Source organism: Thermobifida cellulosilytica TB100 (assembly GCF_001517975.1).
GTDB lineage: Bacteria > Actinomycetota > Actinomycetes > Streptosporangiales > Streptosporangiaceae > Thermobifida > Thermobifida cellulosilytica.
Genome location: NZ_KQ950181.1, coordinates 110,671 through 127,807, shown reverse-complemented (window position 1 = coordinate 127,807; position 17,137 = coordinate 110,671). Strand labels below are relative to the sequence as shown.

The 17,137-nt window shown below is 73.4% G+C and carries 14 protein-coding genes, 1 other RNA gene and 1 pseudogene; 9 read left to right on the top strand and 7 right to left on the bottom strand.

The genetic code is table 11. From position 1 onward, the window contains the following. Both AC529_RS20375 and AC529_RS06890 read left to right on the top strand, forming a co-directional pair. Positions 1-287, top strand: a pseudogene (locus AC529_RS20375) (hypothetical protein); the annotation flags it as partial. Positions 288-1,423: 1,136 nt separating this feature from the next. Further along, positions 1,424-3,745 (top strand): SulP family inorganic anion transporter, encoded by a 2,322-nt coding sequence (locus AC529_RS06890; RefSeq protein WP_068754810.1) that lies wholly within the window; start codon positions 1,424-1,426, stop codon positions 3,743-3,745. A gap of 4 nt (positions 3,746-3,749) precedes the next feature. On the opposite strand, the gene AC529_RS20370 is transcribed toward AC529_RS06890, so the two are convergent. The 5 genes from AC529_RS20370 to AC529_RS06865 all read right to left on the bottom strand — a co-directional run bounded on the left by AC529_RS20370 (position 3,750) and on the right by AC529_RS06865 (position 7,521). Then, a complete protein-coding gene (locus tag AC529_RS20370) occupies positions 3,750-3,905 on the bottom strand; it encodes a hypothetical protein (protein ID WP_232306621.1) in 156 nt (51 codons plus the stop codon). A gap of 395 nt (positions 3,906-4,300) precedes the next feature. Then, positions 4,301-4,682, bottom strand: an RNA gene (gene rnpB / locus AC529_RS06880) — RNase P RNA component class A. Positions 4,683-4,737: 55 nt separating this feature from the next. After that, on the bottom strand, positions 4,738-5,871 hold the full coding sequence (locus AC529_RS06875; RefSeq protein ID WP_068754808.1) for a bifunctional RNase H/acid phosphatase: 1,134 nt from the start codon (positions 5,869-5,871) through the stop codon (positions 4,738-4,740). 26 nt (positions 5,872-5,897) lie between these two features. Further along, positions 5,898-6,641 (bottom strand): zinc ribbon domain-containing protein, encoded by a 744-nt coding sequence (locus tag AC529_RS06870; protein ID WP_068754806.1) that lies wholly within the window; start codon positions 6,639-6,641, stop codon positions 5,898-5,900. 43 nt (positions 6,642-6,684) lie between these two features. Next, positions 6,685-7,521, bottom strand: coding sequence for a Nif3-like dinuclear metal center hexameric protein (locus AC529_RS06865; RefSeq protein ID WP_068754804.1), 837 nt, complete (start codon positions 7,519-7,521; stop codon positions 6,685-6,687). Positions 7,522-7,730: 209 nt separating this feature from the next. Here AC529_RS06865 and AC529_RS06860 point away from each other — a divergent pair, with 209 nt between their 5' ends. From AC529_RS06860 to AC529_RS06845, 4 genes are all read left to right on the top strand, one after another. Further along, entirely contained in the window at positions 7,731-8,711 is a 981-nt protein-coding gene (locus AC529_RS06860) for a 2-dehydropantoate 2-reductase (protein ID WP_068754802.1), read from the top strand. A gap of 77 nt (positions 8,712-8,788) precedes the next feature. Continuing rightward, positions 8,789-9,289, top strand: a complete 501-nt coding sequence (locus tag AC529_RS06855; RefSeq protein WP_068754800.1) for an LURP-one-related/scramblase family protein — start codon at positions 8,789-8,791, stop codon at positions 9,287-9,289. 64 nt (positions 9,290-9,353) lie between these two features. Continuing rightward, complete coding sequence (locus AC529_RS06850; RefSeq protein ID WP_068754798.1) at positions 9,354-10,226, top strand: deoxyribonuclease IV; 873 nt, start codon at positions 9,354-9,356, stop codon at positions 10,224-10,226. 93 nt (positions 10,227-10,319) lie between these two features. Further along, a complete protein-coding gene (locus tag AC529_RS06845; protein ID WP_068754797.1) occupies positions 10,320-10,643 on the top strand; it encodes a hypothetical protein in 324 nt (107 codons plus the stop codon). Here the strand turns inward: AC529_RS06845 and AC529_RS06840 are convergent. Continuing rightward, positions 10,627-11,391 carry an adenosylcobinamide amidohydrolase gene (locus AC529_RS06840; RefSeq protein WP_083948012.1) on the bottom strand — a complete coding sequence of 255 codons (765 nt, stop codon included), beginning with the start codon at positions 11,389-11,391 and terminating at the stop codon, positions 10,627-10,629. The genes AC529_RS06845 and AC529_RS06840 overlap by 17 nt on opposite strands. A 551-nt stretch (positions 11,392-11,942) precedes the next feature. Between AC529_RS06840 and AC529_RS06835 the strand changes: the two genes are divergently transcribed. Continuing rightward, complete coding sequence (locus AC529_RS06835; RefSeq protein WP_068754796.1) at positions 11,943-14,888, top strand: glycoside hydrolase family 48 protein; 2,946 nt, start codon at positions 11,943-11,945, stop codon at positions 14,886-14,888. A gap of 125 nt (positions 14,889-15,013) precedes the next feature. Here AC529_RS06835 and AC529_RS06830 read toward each other — a convergent pair whose 3' ends face one another. Beyond that, on the bottom strand, positions 15,014-15,325 hold the full coding sequence (locus AC529_RS06830) for a GNAT family N-acetyltransferase (RefSeq protein WP_068754795.1): 312 nt from the start codon (positions 15,323-15,325) through the stop codon (positions 15,014-15,016). A 165-nt stretch (positions 15,326-15,490) separates the two neighbouring features. Here AC529_RS06830 and AC529_RS06825 point away from each other — a divergent pair, with 165 nt between their 5' ends. Both AC529_RS06825 and AC529_RS06820 read left to right on the top strand, forming a co-directional pair. Beyond that, positions 15,491-16,492, top strand: a complete 1,002-nt coding sequence (locus tag AC529_RS06825) for an L-threonylcarbamoyladenylate synthase (protein WP_068754793.1) — start codon at positions 15,491-15,493, stop codon at positions 16,490-16,492. A 107-nt stretch (positions 16,493-16,599) separates the two neighbouring features. Next, entirely contained in the window at positions 16,600-17,103 is a 504-nt protein-coding gene (locus AC529_RS06820; RefSeq protein ID WP_068754791.1) for a dsRBD fold-containing protein, read from the top strand. Positions 17,104-17,137: the final 34 nt, after the last annotated feature.

Below are 17,137 nucleotides of genomic sequence, written 5' to 3'. Positions count from 1 at the left end.
GTCCGGCCGAGCCCGTCCCCGGCGGCTACGGCCCCTCCTCCTACGACACGGGCTCCTTCGGCTCCTACGACACCGGCTCCCACACCCGAGCCGACTACCCGCCCACTCCCCCCGGCGGAGCACAGCCCTACCCGGCCTATCCCGACCTGCTGGGCGACTACCCGCGCCAGCCCCCGGCTCCGCCCGGCGGATACGGCGAACCGGGGTACGACCAGCCCGGCCAGTGGCAGCCTCCGGGGCCGGGAGGCCGCTTCGACGAGGATCCCGACGGCTACCGCTACCGCTGACGCGCCTTCCGGCGTGACGGCCGGGGATTCAGCCGGTGCCGCGTGCGCGGCACTTCTGCGGCTTGCTGTCTCCCCGGGTGTCCGGCGGCGAGGACGCTGCGCGCGGCGTTGACGTCCCGGTCGTGGGCCGCCCCGCACGGCGGGTCCACGACCGGGACGTCAACAGCATCGGCTCGGTGAGCGCGCCGCAGGCCGGGCACGCCTGCTGCGGGGAACCGGCGATCGATCGCCATCCGGGCGGGCGGACGCGTCCTCGACCGCGGCCACGCTGGACGTGGCCGCTTCGGCAGGCGCGGCTTTCCGCCCGCAGTGACCGGGAGGCGGGCAGTACGGGTGAACCGGCTCGCCTGGCGGTGGTCGAGGCGCAGAAGCCGGTGGGCGACGTTCCCAGCCAGGCGCCTGCTGGAGCACCACCGCCGACCCTCCGCCCCGCCACGCGCGCTGCGGGGGATCCCCCGCCCGGTGACGCGCGGCCCGGACAGCTCGCCGTCCGAGCCGCAGGGCGGTTCGGGCGCGCGGGCCTGCCTGCCGTCCACCCGGTGCCGACTGGAGGCGGACGCTGCCCACCGCAGCCGCACGCCGCGCCCTGCCCTTGGTTCACGGCTGGCACGGAAGGCGACCGGGAGGCGTCGGGACCGGCACCCGCCTGGAGCGTATGGAACAGGTCGTGCGGGGCGGGCGCACGGATACGGCTGCGCCAGGAGTGCCCCGCGCCTGCCCGCCACCGCTACCGGGGACCGAGCCGTGTCCGGGCTCCTGCTTCGCCGGGAGCCTGCGCGGCGCACCGCTCGGAGTGCTGCGCCACCACGTCGAACAGCAGAACCGCCCGATCCGGGTACACGCCGGACCGCCCGGAGCGGCCCAGCCTTCCCCCGCTCTCGGTTCGGCCGACCGGGATCCGCAACGACAACCGTAATCGTTCTCCGAAAACCCCCTCCGGCCTCCTCCCGTTCCGCTACTGTCGGACCCTGACAGCGGCGTTCGGTCACCGCACGACTCCGTACCGTGTCCCGGACGGGACCTGCGGCACGTGCCCCGTTCCGGCCCCGGCCCGTCTCCCGCACCCGCACGGCGAGAGGCGGCCCGCCGGCCCCGGGCGCCGCGCTGCCCCAGCCGTCCCGACCCGAGGAGCACCCGTGCGTGAAGACGTCCAAGACCCGCGGCCGGACCGGACCACGGCGGCTCTCCCTCCTCCGCGCAGCCCCACGCTGCTGCGCACCCTGCCCGGCGACCTCGGCGCCTCCCTGGTGGTCTTCCTCATCGCCGTGCCGCTGTCGCTGGGCATCGCCGTCGCCTCCGGCGCCCCGCTCGTCGCCGGGATCGTCGCCGCCGCCGTGGGCGGGATCGTGGCCGCCTCCCTCGGCGGCTCTGCCGTGCAGGTCAGCGGTCCCGCCGCCGGTCTGGCCCTGATCGTCGCGGAACTCGTCGCCGCCTACGGCTGGAGGGTGACCTGCCTGATCACCGCGCTGGCCGGGCTCCTCCAACTGGCGTTGGGGCTGTTCCGGGTGGCGCGCTCCGCCCTGGCCGTCTCCCCCGCCGTCGTCCACGGCATGCTCGCCGGGATCGGCATCACCATCGCGCTCGCACAACTGCACGTGGTCCTCGGCGGGGAGCCGCAGAGCTCTGCGGTGGCCAACCTCCTGGAACTGCCGCGGCAGATCCGGGACAACCACACGCCCGCGGTCGCGGCCGGGCTGCTGACCATCGCGGTCCTGCTGGTCTGGTCCCGCCTGCCCGGCCTGGGGCGGCTGCGTCCGCGCGGCGTCCCGGCCCCACTGGTCGCGGTGGCCGCGGTGACCCTGGTGACCTGGGCCGGGAACTGGCCGGTGGAGCGGGTCGACCTGCCCGACTCCTTCACAGAACTGTGGCAGGGGCCCCTGCTCCCCGAGGTCGACCAGGTGCACGGCGTGGCGTTCGCGGTGGTCACCGTGGCGCTGGTGGCGAGCGTGGAGTCGCTGCTGTGCGCCATCGCCGTGGACCGCCTGCACGACGGGCGCAGGGTGCGTCTGGACCGCGAACTCGCCGGACAGGGGGCGGCCAACCTCGCCAGCGGTCTGCTGGGCGGGCTTCCTGTCGCCGGGGTGATCGTGCGCAGCACCGCCAATGTCCGGGCCGGCGGGCGCACCCCGCTCTCGGCAGTGCTGCACGGCGTGTGGATCGTGCTGTTCGTGACCCTGTTCAGCGACGTCGTGGCCCTCATCCCGGTGGCGGCGCTGGCCGGCCTGCTGGTCGCCATCGGGGTGCAGATGGTCAACCTGGCGCACCTGCGCGACCTGCGGCGCCGGCACGAGGCCGGAGTCTACGCGGCGACCCTGGTCGGCGTGGTGCTGTTGGGGCTGGTCGAGGGGGTGCTGGTCGGCTTCGCCCTGGCGGTCCTGGTGGCGCTGCGCCGCCTGACCGGGGTGACTGTGCGCACCGAGCAGCGTCCCGGCCGCTGGCACGTGGTGGTGCAGGGGTCCCTGACGTTCCTGGGGGTGCCCCGGGTGGCCCAGGTGCTGCGCACCGTGCCGGCCGGTACGCACGTGGACCTGGACCTGCACGTGGACTTCATGGACCACGCGGCGTTCGAGTCGATCCACGCCTGGCGGGTGGACCACGAGCGCGGAGGCGGCAGCGTGGACATCGACGAAGTGCACGAGAACTGGTACGAGCGCAACTCCAGCGGGACCGCCCCCGCCGCCAAGACCGCGCCCGCGGGCCTGGCCCGCTGGTGGGCTCCCTGGGCCCTGCGGCTCGACAGCGGCCACAGCCCCACCGCGTCGGGCCTGCTGCTGGCCGGCGCCCGGGAGTACCACGCCTCCACCACCGAGCGGATGCGTACGCTGATGAGCCGCCTGGCCCAGGGGCAGCGCCCGCACTCGCTGTTCATCGCGTGCGCCGACTCGCGGGTGGTGCCCAATCTGATCACCGCGAGCGGCCCCGGCGACCTGTTCACCGTGCGCAACGTGGGCAACCTGGTCCCGCCGCACGGGGCGCACCCGCCGGACGACTCCGTCGCCTCCGCGATCGAGTACGCGGTGGCGGTGCTGGGAGTGCGGTCCGTCGTGGTGTGCGGGCACTCGCACTGCGGGGCGATGCGGGCGGTACTGGACGGTCTTCCGCCGCACCGCCGCGACACCGTGGAGCTGGGGGCGCTGGGCCGCTGGCTGCGCCATGCCGCCCCCGGACCGGCCCCGCTCGGCGGAGCCGGAGACGGGCTTCCCCCCGCCGAGGCGGTGCGCCGCCTGTCCCAGGACAACGTGGTCCAGCAGTTGCACAACCTGCTCGGCTACCCGGTGGTGCGCGACCGGCGCGACCGGGGGCTGCTGGAACTGGTCGGCATGTACTTCGACCTGGAGACGGCCACGGTGCACGTGCTCGACGAGACGACCGGCCGGTTCGTGGCCGTGGACGCCGGGGTGCTGCCCGCCCCGCACCCCGGGGAGCAGTCGTCGGCCGGACAGCCCGCACCGGAGTGAGCGGCTACGCCTCCTCTTGGTCTCCCTGGTCCTGCTGGGGTTCGTCGGGCTCCCGCTCCTCGTTGGCCACCGGGGACGCCTGGTAGAAGGCGAGTCCGATGATGACGGCGATCGCGACGATGGGGAGGCCGAACATCAGCAGGTAGATCGTGGGGCTCATACTCACCGACTCGGGTCTGGGAAGCCGCTGCGTCTCCCCCAATGTAACGGTGAGCGGCGGCAACCCCCAGACCGTACCGGAGCTTCGGTGCCGGTCCGCGGCCCGCAGCTCCCTTCCGACCGGGACGACCAGCGGCTTCGCCGTGCGGCGGACCGTGCACGGCGGTCTTTCCGGTGACCGCAATCCGCTTTCCGACAGCAGCCGAAACCGGGAGCGGCACCGGGCCGACGGGGCACGGGAGGCAGGCCCGCAGGTCCGGGCCCCTCCACCCCGCGGCGGAGCGGGGGGCCGGTGCGCCGGAGGGGGCAGGGGAGACGGGCGGGCGGAACTCCAGCGAACCGAGAGCGAACACGGCCGACTCCTGGACTCCCCGGCCCAGGTCACAAGGGTGGGAGAAGGGGAGTCGGCCGATAAGCCGGATTCTGTCGGCCCGTGCGGGCCGGACGGCCATCCATCTGGGACCGCTGTTGCCAACGGCCTCGGTGCGGTCTACCCACGGACTTCGGACGGGCCGCCCTCGAACGTCCGTGCAGGGGACCGGAGTCCCCCTCCTGACCTTGCTCCGGGTGGGGTTTACCGAGCCGACCGGATCACTCCGGCCGCTGGTGGTCTCTTACACCACCGTTTCACCCTTACCGCCCGCGAGGGGCGGCGGTCTGTTTTCTGTGGCACTGTCCCGCGGGTCGCCCCGGGTCGGTGTTACCGACCACCCTGCCCTGTGGAGTCCGGACTTTCCTCGACACCGTGCTGCGGTGCCGCGACCGTCTGGCCGACTCCCCTTCTTCCGATTCTACGTCCTCTGCGCCTGCCCTCCTGCGGTGCGGCGGCGCTCTCAGGACACCAGGTGGCCGGTGTCGTTGAGGGAGCGCACCACCATCGGGCCGTCGCTGAAGCAGTGGATCTCGCACAGGCACGCGACGTCCAGGTGCATCCGGTACAGCGCCTGCAACGGGGCGAGCATGGCCTGCTGCACCAGCACCTTGATCGGGGTGACGTGGCTGACCACCAGCACGGTGCGGCCCCGGTAGCGGGCCAGCAGCCGGTCGCGGGCCCGGGCGACGCGGCGGGCCACCGCGGCGAAGCTCTCCCCGCCGGGCGGGGCGGCCTCCGGGTCGGCCAGCCAGCGGTTCAGCTCCCGGGGAGCGTGCCGCCGCGCCTCGGCGAAGGTCATGCCCTCCCACTCGCCGAAGTCGGTCTCGCGGAAGTCCTCCTCCACCACCGTCTCCAGCCCCAGCGCCTCGGCCGCATACCGGGCGGTGTCGCGGGCGCGGCGCAGCGGGGAGGAGACGACCGCGTCGACGGGGAGTCCCGCGATCCGCCGCGCCGCCGCCCTGGCCTGCTCGTGGCCGACCTCGGTGAGCGGGATGTCGCCGATCCCCGCGAAGCGCCGCTCCACCGACAGCGGGGTCTGGCCGTGGCGCAGCAGCAGCAGCCGTGTGGGGGCGGTGTCCGCCGCCCCCCAGCCCAGCGCGGTGTCGTCGGTCTTCCTCCAGGGCTCCGGCTCGACCGGTTCGGCCGCCTGCACCGGTTCGGCCGTCCTGACGCGCTGCCTGCGGGCCGCGCCGTCCATCGCCTCGTTGGCGAGCCGGTCGGCGTGCGCGTTCTGCGACCGCGGCACCCACCGGTAGGACACCGCTCCCAGTGACGCGGCGACCTCCCGGGCCCGGAGGGCCAGCGGCTGCAAGGCCGGGTGCTTGATCTTCCACCGGCCCGACATCTGCTCGACCACGAGTTTGGAGTCCATGCGGACCTCCACGGAGGCGGCCGGGTCGATGTCGGCGACCGCCTCCAGCCCCGCGATGAGCCCCCGGTACTCGGCGACGTTGTTGGTGGCCTCCCCGATCGGCTCGGCGACCTCCGCCAGGAGTTCACCGGTGCCGGCGTCGCGGACCAGCGCACCGTAGCCCGCCGGCCCGGGGTTGCCCCGCGATCCTCCGTCCGCCTCGACGACGAGTCTGCGCCCCATCCGTACCCCCTCCGGCCCCGTCGCGGTCACAGCCCGGAGTCCGGGACACGCACCAGGATGCGGCGGCAGTTCTCGCAGCGCGTCACCTCGTCCGGCTCGGCCGTGCGCAGTTCCCGCAGCTCGGCCGTGCTCAGTTCCAGCTTGCAGCCCTCGCAGCGGCCGTAGCGCAGCGCCGCCGCGCCGACCCCCGCGTTCTGCTCCCGCAGCTTCTCGTAGAGGCCGAGCAGGTCGGCGGGGATCTCCCCGGCGATCCGGGCACGCCGCTGGGCGGCGGAGTCGAGTTCGTCGCGGATGCGCAGCACCGACTCGGAGCGGCGGTTGTCGGCGCTCTCACGCTCGGCTTCGGCCTCGGCCACCTCGCGTTCCAGTTCGGCCCGGCGGGCCTCGGCGTTCTCCTGGCGTTCCATCACCTCGAGGACGATGTCTTCCAGTTCGCTCTGGCGGCGCGCCAGCGAGGCGATCTCCGACTGCAAGCTCTCCAGTTCCTTGGGGGAGGAGACCTGGCCGGACTCCAGCCGCCGGGTGTCGCGTTCGGCTCGCACGCGCACCTGCTCCACGTCGCGTTCGGCCTTGCGCTGCTCCCGTTCGAGGTCGCGCAGCTCCGTCTCGACGACCGCCAACCGGTCGCGCAGCTCCGTGAGCCGGGCGTCCAGCCGCTGGACCTGTTCGTGCTCGGGCAGCGTGCGCATCCGGTGGTTGAGCCGGTCCAGTTCGGCGTCGACCTCCTGGAGGTCGAGCAGTCGGACCTGGTGGTCGGGTTCTGCTCTCAATGGTCCTCTGTTCTGTTCTCGAAGACGGCGGTGTCGGCGCCGCTCAGGCCGGGGCCGCGGCGCCGAACGACTGTTCCCAGGCGTCGGTGACGACTGTCGACACGCGGATCTCCACGTTAGCCCGGTCCCCGCCCAGCGCGTCGCGGAGCCGGGCCGCCCCGTCGGCGAGCCAGGGCCACTCGGTCGCCCAGTGCGCGGCGTCGACCAGCACGATGTCGCCGTGCTCGGCGAACTCCGACGCCGGGTGGTGGCGCAGGTCTGCGGTGAGGAACAGGTCCACGCCCGCGGCGCGGGCCGCGCCCAGCAGGGAGTCGCCCGCGCCGCCGGAGACCGCGACCGTGCGCACCGTGCGGTCCAGGTCTCCGGCCACGCGCAGCCCGGTGGCGGTGGCGGGCAGGCCGCGTGCCGCCCTGGCGGCGAAGTCGCGCGCGGTCACCGGTTCGGCGAGCTCGCCGATCCGGCCGATGCCGCGCCGTCCCTCGGGGTCGGTGGGGTCGGGGTCGAGCGGGCGCAGTGGCCCGTCCAGTCCGACGGCGGCGGCGAGCGCGTCGGAGACGCCGGGCGCTGCGGTGTCGGCGTTGGTGTGCGCGGTGTACAGGGCGATGCCGGAGCGGATCAGCCGGTGCACCAGGCGCCCCTTGGGTGTGGTGGCGGCCACGCTGGTGACTCCGCGCAGCAGCAGCGGGTGGTGGGTGACGACCAGGTCGGCGCCCCACTCCTCGGCCTCGGCGACGACCGCGGCCACCGGGTCCACCGCGAACAGGATCCGGCGCACGTGCTGTTCGGGGTCCCCGCACACCAGTCCCACCGCGTCCCAGGACGCCGCCCAGGAGGGGTCGTAGACCGCCTCGAAGGCGGCGGTCACCTCGTGCAGTGTCAACGGTGAAGGACTCACGCAGGGCAGCGTAACGCCTCGGGGCGGGCGGTGCGGCGGAGGTGTGCCGACGCCCGTCGGCGGTGCCGCCCGGGGCCCCGAGGCAACGGTTTAACCGCCGTTTCCGTTCGCGGTCACGCGACCGAAACACGTCGGTCGGAGCATCGGCTCGCGCCGCGAGACCCGCGGCTGTTCCTCTGTTTCGGAGGTGACCGTTGACCCAATCGACGACCACGGAGGCCTCCCTGCGGGCCGCTCCACCGAGCGGACGCACCCAACAGCACGTCGCCGTCCTGGGGGCGGGGGCGATCGGCACGCTCCTGGCCGAGGCGGCCTACGAGGCCGGCCACCGGGTCACCCTGTGCGTGCGCCGCGCGCCGGACGTACTGACGGTGGAGCGCGACGGTCGGCACCGTCGGCTGCGCCTGCCCGCGATCACCACCCCCTCCATGGTCTCTGCCCCGGTGGACTGGCTGCTGCTGGCCGTCCGCGCGCACGACACCCCGCGGACCCTCACCTGGATCCGGCGGCTGACCGGTTTCTCCACCCGGGTGGTGGTGCTGCAGAACGGTGTGGACCACCACGAACGCGTCGGCCCGCTGCTCGCCATGGGCGAGCTGCTCCCGGCCCTGGTGTACCTCAGCGCCGAACGCCTCGGCCCCGGGCACGTCCGGCACCGGTGGGGACGCCGCATCGTCGTCCCGGCCGGGGAGGCGGGAGCGGCGCTGGCCGAACTGCTGGCCGGTACGGAGGTGGAGGTGGCCTGCGAGAAGGACTTCACCACCGCGGCCTGGCGCAAACTGCTGATCGGCCTGGCCGCCGGCCCGCTGACCGCGCTCACCCTGCGCCGGGTCGGTGTGCTGCACCATCCCGACGTGCGGGAGCTGGCGCGCGGCATGCTCACCGAGGCCGTGACGGTGGGCCGGGCCGAGGGAGCGCGGCTGGCCGCCGACGACGTGGAGCAGACCCTCGACTTCTTCACCGCGATGCACCCGCACGGCGGGACCCCGATGCTGCGGGACCGGTTGGCGGGGCGCGCGGTGGAACACGACCTGCTCCCCGGGGCGGTGGTGCGCGCCGCGGACCGGCACGGCATCCCGGTGCCGCTCAACCGCACGGTGCTGACGCTGCTGCGCGCGCTGGACCCGGGCGGGACGGCCGGCCTACAGCCGGTGGTGCCGGCCGGGATCGGCTGAGCCCCCTCTGGCCACCGGGCCGGCCGCCCAGTAACGTCGCGGTGTCGGCGGCCAACCGAGAAGAGACGAGGCCCACGGTGAAGTTCCTGGTTCGCGAGCGCATCTTCGACATCGGCGAGGACTACTGGGTGGAGGACGAGGAGGGCAACCGCGTCTTCTACGTCGACGGCAAGGCGCTGCGCCTCCGCAAGACGTTCGAGCTCCAGGACCGGGAGGGCAACGAGCTCTACCGCATCCGCGAGAAGCTGCTGTCGGTCCGCGACACGATGACCATCTCCCGCGACGGCGAGCCCGTGGCGAAGGTGCGCGAGCGCCTGTTCGACCCGATCAAGGAGAAGCTCGTCGTGGAGCTGGAGTCGGGCGGCGAGTGGACGATCACCGGGGACTTCCTCGGCAAGGAGTACACCATCAGCGACGCCGACGGGCCGATCGCGATCGTCTCCCGCAAGTGGTTCCGGCTGCGCGACACCTATGCGGTGGACGTCAACACGCACCGCTCCGACGCGGGCGGGGACGTGGCCCTGGTGCTCAGTGTTGCGGTGTGCGTGGAGGCGCTCACCGGCGACGGCGAGAAGTGAGGCTCGGGGCGGTCTGGTCCGCCCCGAGCCCGCCGCGGCCTGGGCGGCACTAGGCTGGTCGGCCATGGTCCACCCCTCTTCCTCTCCGGTGGGGGCGCACGTCCCCGTCTCCGGTGGTCTGGCCAGGCGCGGTCTGACCTATGCCGACGCGGTCGGGGCCGAGGCCGTCCAGGTCTTCGTCACCAACCCGCGCGGCTGGGCGCGCCCGGCGGGCGACCCCGAACAGGACGCGCTGCTGCGCGCCCGCACCGGCCTGCCCGTCTTCGTCCACGCCTGCTACCTGATCAACCTGGGCTCCCCCGAGGAGGAGGTGGCCGCCCGGTCCGTGGCCAGCCTGGAGCACACGCTGCGGCGCGGCGCGCAGATCGGCGCGCGCGGCGTGGTGGTGCACACCGGTTCGGCGGTGCGCGGAGGCCGGGAGGCCGGCCTGGAGCGAATGCGGACGCGGCTGCTGCCGATCCTGGAGTCCCTGGACGACGACGCGCCCGCCGTGCTGATGGAGCCGATGGCCGGGCAGGGGCAGGTGCTCTGCGCCACCGTGGACGACGTCGCCGAGTACCTGGACGCCGTGGACCGCCATCCCAAGGCGGGCGTGTGCCTGGACACCGCGCACATGTACGGCGCGGGCCACGACATCTCCACCCGGGCCGGGATGCGGGCGATGCTGGACCGGTTCGGCGAGGTCGTCGGCGCCGAGCGGCTGCGCCTGGTGCACGCCAACGACTCGGCGGCGCCCTGCGGGAGCCGCCGGGACCGGCACGCCGGGATCGGGGCGGGCCACATCGGCGCCGATCCGTTCGCGGAGCTGTTCGTCCACCCGGTGTCGGCGGGGGTGCCGGTCGTGGTGGAGACCCCGGGCCCCGAGGGGCCGCACGCGCGCGACGTGGCGACACTGAAGCGGCTGCGCGCCCAGGTCTGCGGGGTACCGACGGAGTAGCGGCGCCGCGCGGAAACCCCGTCCGCGGGGCAGCCAAGCGCCGGGTGGATGGGTCAGAATGGGAGGAAGAGCGCGATTGGAGGGCACACCGCCATGGATCCCGTGAGTCTGGTGGTCGGCGCGATGCTCGCACTGGGAGGGGTACTGGTGGGGCGTCTCCTACCCAATCGGCGTCCCCGCCAGGACGCCCAGCCCGCCCTCGACCAGGCTCCGCGCACCCCGCAGCCGATCTGCGGGTGCGGCCACCACCTGGTCTTCCACGACCAGAAGAACAAACTCTGCCAGGCCCAGGTGGTGATTCCGGGGCGGTGGACCGGGGAGCGGACCCACACCTACCGGCAGTGCATGTGCCAGGGCTACCGGGGGCCGGTGCCGGTGGACGAGTACTACGTGCCGGACATCATCGACGGCGAGTGAGCCGCCGCGCCCGGTCGTCCGGACGGCCCGCTCCGGGTCGGACCATTTCGGCGCGAGCGCCCTCGGCCACCGCCGCGTGGACCGCGCGGGCCACCCTGCCGCCCCAGCGGGAGCGCACCCCGCCGAAGGGCTCGCGCTCCGCTTCGGGGGTGTCGGCGACGAGGGCGGCCACGCAGACCGCGTCGGAGGCCGTTCCGGTGCAGGCGTAGCCGCTCTCCAGCAGCGCCTGGACCTTGGCCTCGGTGGCGGTGGCGACCAGGTTGACCAGGGCCGCGTCCGACATCGGCGCGGGCACCGCGACGAGGATGTTGATCGTGCCGGGCCGGTGGCCGTCCGCGGGCAGGCGGGCCTCGTCGAGCGCGGGGTCGGCCGCCGCCCAGGTGGGGCGGCCCAGGCCGACGGTGACCAGGGCCTCTGCTCCGTGGTCGGCGGCGAAGCGGGCCCGGCTCACGTCGGCGGCGGTGAGCATGCCCACCCCCGTGCCGGTCGCACCGCGGCGGGCGGCGAGTTCGGCGAGGTGCCGGTCCGGGTCGGTACGCCGGTAGTCGCCGTCGACCTGGGCGTTGAGGACGTGGTCGCGCGCCCCAAGTCCGCCGCCCAGCACCCCGGACGAGGCCATGCGCCATCCGGGACCGGCCTGCCACAGCAGGGCGGCCAGGTCGCGTCCGTCCTCGCGGCGCCACCACAACTGCGCCGTGAGGAGCGCGCCGCCGACCGTCTCCGTGTCCAGCGCACGTGCCGCGTCCATCGCCCGCCTTCCGTCCCGGTTCCGCGGGGGCCACTCTAACGGCGGGCCGGTGTGCCGGTTCTGCTTCGGAGCCTCCCAGCAGGACAGACGCAACTGTGGGTGTGCGCACTTTCACGGTTCGCCAGATTCTCTCTTTACAGGGGGTTTACACCGCACTTCCAGAGCGTTACCCTCCTGCGTGGGAGCGCTCCCGTGACCCAGGCCACAGGCGCACCCCCTCGGGGCGAGCCCCCACCACCCCGAGGGGCGAGCCTGTGGCCGACCAGCACTCTGGGAGCGCTCCCAAGCCAGTGGCCCCGGAAGAGAGGAGACGACCGGAACCGGCGCCGCCGGTTTCACCCATCCCCCACCGCAACACGCGCCGCCGGGAGAAGTCACCACTCGTCTCCCGTCCCGCGGTCGCGGAGTCCGCCTCCCGGGCCCGCGGCAATCCTCCCTTTCACCGAATTCTCGTGACGACGCGGTCCCGCAGCAGGCCGCGCCGGTTGTCGGCATGCCGAAGACTGGCCCGGCGGCTCCGGGACCGGGAAATCCGGAGGTTCTTTCCGACCATGCGAACATTACTGTCCCCCCGGCGCTGGCGGGCGGCGGCATCGGGCGTCATCGCAGCGGCACTGGCCGCCGCGGTGCTCTCCCCCGGCGTCGCGCACGCGGCCGTCGCCTGCTCCGTCGACTACAACGACTCCAACGACTGGGGCAGCGGGTTCGTCGCCGAAGTCAAGGTGACCAACGAAGGCAACGAGCCCATCCAGAACTGGACGGTGGGCTGGACCTTCCCCGGCAACCAGCAGATCACCAATCTCTGGAACGGCACGGTCAGCCAGAGCGGCCCCAACGTCACCGTGACCTACCCCGCGTGGAACACCACCATCGCTCCGGGGTCCACCGTCTCCTTCGGGTTCCAGGCCACCTACAGCGGCTCCAACAACGCCCCGCAGAGCTTCACCGTCAACGGTGTCACCTGCAACGGCGCCCAGCCCGCCAACCTGCCGCCCGAGGTCACGCTGACCGCCCCGGCGAACAACTCGACCTTCCTGGTCAGCGAGCCGATCCAGTTCACCGCCACCGCCTCCGACCCCGACGGCACGATCGACCGGGTGGAGTTCGCGGTCGGCAACACCGTGATCGGCACCGACACCACCTCCCCCTACAGCTACACCTGGACCAACCCGACCGTCGGCTCGCACTCGGTGACCGCGATCGCCTACGACGACGACGGTGCGCGCACCGTCTCCTCCCCCGTCGCAGTGCGGGTGCTGGACGCGGCCGCCGTGATCGCCTCCCCGGCCACCGTCCGGGTGCCGCAGGGCGGGACCGCCGAGTTCGAGGTGAAGCTGTCCAACCAGCCCTCGGGCAACGTCACGGCCACCGTCGCACGCACCTCCGGAAGCTCCGACCTGACCGTCTCGGGCAGCAGCCAGCTCCAGTTCACCCCCAACAACTGGAACACCCCGCAGAAGGTCACGGTCGCCTCCGCCGACAACGGCGGTGAGCTCGCCGAGGCGGTCTTCACCGTCAGCGCGCCCGGCCACGACCCCGCCGAGGTGACGGTCCGCGAGATCGACCCGAACACCAGCTCCTACGACCAGGCGTTCCTGGAGCAGTACGAGAAGATCAAGGACCCCTCCAGCGGCTACTTCCGCGAGTTCGACGGCCTGCTGGTCCCCTACCACTCGGTGGAGACCATGATCGTCGAGGCTCCGGACCACGGCCACCAGACCACCTCCGAGGCGTTCAGCTACTACCTGTGGCTGGAGGCCTACTACGGCCGCGTCACCGGTGACTGGGAGCCGCTGCGCGAGGCCTGGGAGTCGATGGAGACCTTCATCATCCCGGGTACCGCCGACCAGCCCACCAACGGCGCCTACAACCCGAGCTCCCCGGCGACCTACATCCCGGAGCAGCCCAACTCCGACGGCTACCCGTCGCCGCTCACCAACGGCGTCCCGGTGGGCCAGGACCCGCTCGCCAGCGAGCTGCGCAGCACCTACGGCACCAGCGAGGTGTACGGCATGCACTGGCTGCTCGACGTGGACAACGTCTACGGCTTCGGGTTCTGCGGCGACGGCAGCGACGACGCTCCCGCCTACATCAACACCTACCAGCGCGGTGCGCGCGAGTCGGTGTGGGAGACCATCCCGCACCCCTCGTGCGACGACTTCTCGCACGGCGGCCCCAACGGCTACCTGGACCTGTTCACCCAGGACCAGAGCTACGCCAAGCAGTGGCGCTACACCAACGCCCCTGACGCCGACGCCCGTGCCGTCCAGGTGATGTTCTGGGCGCACGAGTGGGCCGAGGAGCAGGGCAAGGAGAGCGAGATCGCGGACCTGCTGGACAAGGCGTCCAAGATGGGCGACTACCTGCGGTACGCGATGTTCGACAAGTACTTCAAGAAGATCGGCAACTGCGTCGGCGCGTCCTCCTGCCCGGCCGGCAGCGGCAAGAACAGCGCGCACTACCTGCTGTCCTGGTACTACGCCTGGGGTGGCTCGCTCGACACCTCCTCGGCGTGGGCCTGGCGCATCGGCTCCAGCTCCTCGCACCAGGGCTACCAGAACGTGCTCGCCGCCTACGCCCTGTCGCAGGTGCCCGAGTTGCAGCCCGCCTCCCCGACCGGTGTCCAGGACTGGGAGACCAGCTTCGAGCGCCAGCTCGAGTTCCTGCAGTGGCTGCAATCCGCCGAGGGCGGTATCGCCGGTGGCGCCACCAACAGTTGGCAGGGCAGCTACAACACCCCGCCGGCCGGCCTGTCGCAGTTCTACGGCATGTACTACGACTGGCAGCCGGTGTGGAACGACCCGCCGTCCAACAACTGGTTCGGCTTCCAGGTCTGGAACATGGAGCGCGTCGCCCAGCTCTACCAGGTGACCGGCGACGCTCGCGCCGAGGCCATCCTCGACAAGTGGGTGCCGTGGGCCATCGCCCACACCGACGTGGACGCCGCCGGTGGCGGTGAGAACTTCCAGGTTCCCTCCGACCTGCGGTGGTCGGGCCAGCCCGACACCTGGACGGGCACCTACACCGGCAACCCGAACCTGCACGTCGAGGTCGTCTCCTACAGCCAGGACGTCGGTGTGACCGCGGCCCTGGCCAAGACCCTGCTGTACTACGCCGAGCGCTCAGGCGACACCGAGGCCCTGGCCACGGCCGAGGGCCTGCTGGACGCGCTGCTCGCGCACCGCGACAGCATCGGCATCGCCACCCCGGAGCAGCCCAGTTGGGACCGCCTGGACGACCCGTGGGACGGCTCCGAGGGCCTGTACGTGCCGCCGGGCTGGTCGGGCACCATGCCCAACGGCGACCGTATCGAGCCGGGCGCGACCTTCCTGTCCATCCGGTCGTTCTACCTGGACGACCCGCTGTGGCCGCAGGTTGAGGCCCACCTGAACAACCCCGACAGCGTTCCCGCTCCGATCGTGGAGCGCCACCGCTTCTGGGCTCAGGTGGAGATCGCCACGGCCTTCGCCGCCCACGACGAGCTGTTCGGGTCCTGAGACCTGACCGGCCCGTCCTGACCGGCGGTCCGCGGTGGTGCAGTGCTCCCCTGCCGCGGACCGCCCTCCACCGGGGCCGCCCCGTGCGACAGCGCGGGGCGGCCCCTCTTCTTTCGCGTCCCGCCTCAGTCGGTGACCCGGCTCTCCTCGACCCGGTGGACCAGGTCGGCGTAGTCGGGATGGCGCTCGATCCACTTCCGGGCGAAGGGGCACACCGCCAGCACCCGCCCGCCCCGGGCGCGCACGTCCTCCAGCACCCCCTGCACCAGCCGACCGCCCACACCCCTGCCCTTGTAGGAGGGGTCCACCTCGGTGTGGGTGAGGACCAGCAGCCCGTCGGTGGTGGTCCGGTAGTCGACGAAACCGGCGACCTCCTCTCCGTCGACCCTGATCTCGTACCGCTGCCGTTCGGGAGCGTCGGTCACCCTGGCGTCCATGGCTCTCCTCCCCCGCAGCCGCCCTCGCGGCCGTCACCTCCGGCAACACCGGGCAGCGCGGTCTCCTTCCCCGGCCCCGCGTCCGCCCGGCGGGGCCCTCCCCGCGACAGCCGTAGCATGGTGAGCGGTCCCGTGGCGGGACGGCAGCCGAGGCGAGGAGGAACGATGGGCGACGACGGCGCGGCGCGACGACCGCCCGTGCTTGCCGTGTCACCGGAGGCACTGGAGGAGGCCGTGCGCGTGCTGCGCGGCGGCGGACTGGTCGCCTTTCCCACCGAGACCGTCTACGGCCTGGGCGCCGACGCGGCGAACCCGGACGCGGTGGCGCGCATCTTCGCCGCCAAGGGACGCCCCGCCGACCACCCTCTGATCGTGCACGTGGCCTCCGCCGAAGCCGCCCGCGGCTGGGCGGCGTCCTTCCCGGAGCCCGCCCGCGCGCTGGCGGAGGCGTTCTGGCCGGGACCGCTGACCCTCGTCCTGCCCCGCTCCGACCGGGTGCCCGACGCGGTGACCGGCGGGCGCGCCACGGTGGGCCTGCGGGTGCCCGACCAGCCGGTCGCGCTGGCGCTGCTGGAACGCTTCGGCGGCGGGGTCGCCGCCCCCTCCGCCAACCGGTTCGGCCGGGTCAGCCCCACCACCGCCGAACACGTCGCCGCCGACCTGGGAGAACGGGTCGACCTGGTGGTGGACGGCGGACCGTGCGCGGTCGGCGTGGAGTCCACCATCGTCGAGGTCGACGGCGACCGCCTCACCGTGCTGCGCACCGGGGCCGTCACCGCCGAGGACGTCGCCGCCGTGACCGGCCTGCCCGTGGCCGCCACCCCCACCGGCCCGGCCCGCGCCCCGGGCATGCTCGCCGCGCACTACGCCCCCCGCGCCCGGGTGGTGCTGGCCGAGGCTCCCGAGGCCGCCGAGACGGTCGCGCGGTGGGTCGAGAAGGGCCACCGGGTGGCCGTGCTCGCCGAAGTGCTGCCCGAGGGCCTGCCGCAGGGCGCGGTCCCGCTGCCGCCGGTGGCCTCGGCCCGCGACTACGCGCGGGTGCTCTACCAGCGGCTGCGGGACGTCGACGCGGCGGGCGCCGACGTGGTCGTGGCGGTCCCGCCGGAACCGGCGGGGATCGGCCTGGCCGTGCGCGACCGCCTGCTGCGCGCCTCCCGGGCGCACTGACTCCCCTCCCGAACAGGGCCTTCTCCCGAATACGCGCCTGCCGTCGGGGTAGGTGTGCCTGGTCGTGGAAAGCGAGTGCACACCGGCACGACGGGGAGGGCCGACCGATGAGAGCTCAGATCGGAGACCGGCTGATCGTCGAACGTCCACGGGACGACCTGCCCGCCCGCGAGGGGGTGGTGCTCAGGGTCCAGGGGGAGGACGGGGCCCCGCCCTACTGGGTGCGGTGGCTCGACGAGGGGCGCGAGGCCCTGGTCTACCCGGGTCCTGACGCCCGCATCGCCCCGGCCGTGCCGCGCCAGGCACGGGCCGAGGACTACCGGCCGTACCGCGGGCGCACCACGAAGCGGATGACCGTCGACATCACCGTGTCGGAGGAGCACGAGAACGGCAGCGTACGCACCCTCGCCACGGCGGAGATGTCTTCTGGGACGTGGGCGAACCTGCGCGGCCGCGGCGAGGCGCGCAAGCACCCCGACGACGTCGACATCCCCGAGATCGGGGACGAGCTGGCGGTGTCGCGCGCCCTGTCCGACCTGGCCACCCGGCTGCGCCAGGCGGCGGCCGACGACATCGTCGACCACACCGGCACGCCCTGGCAGTCCACCTGACGGGACGTGACGGTGCCGAGGGCCCCGGCAGCGG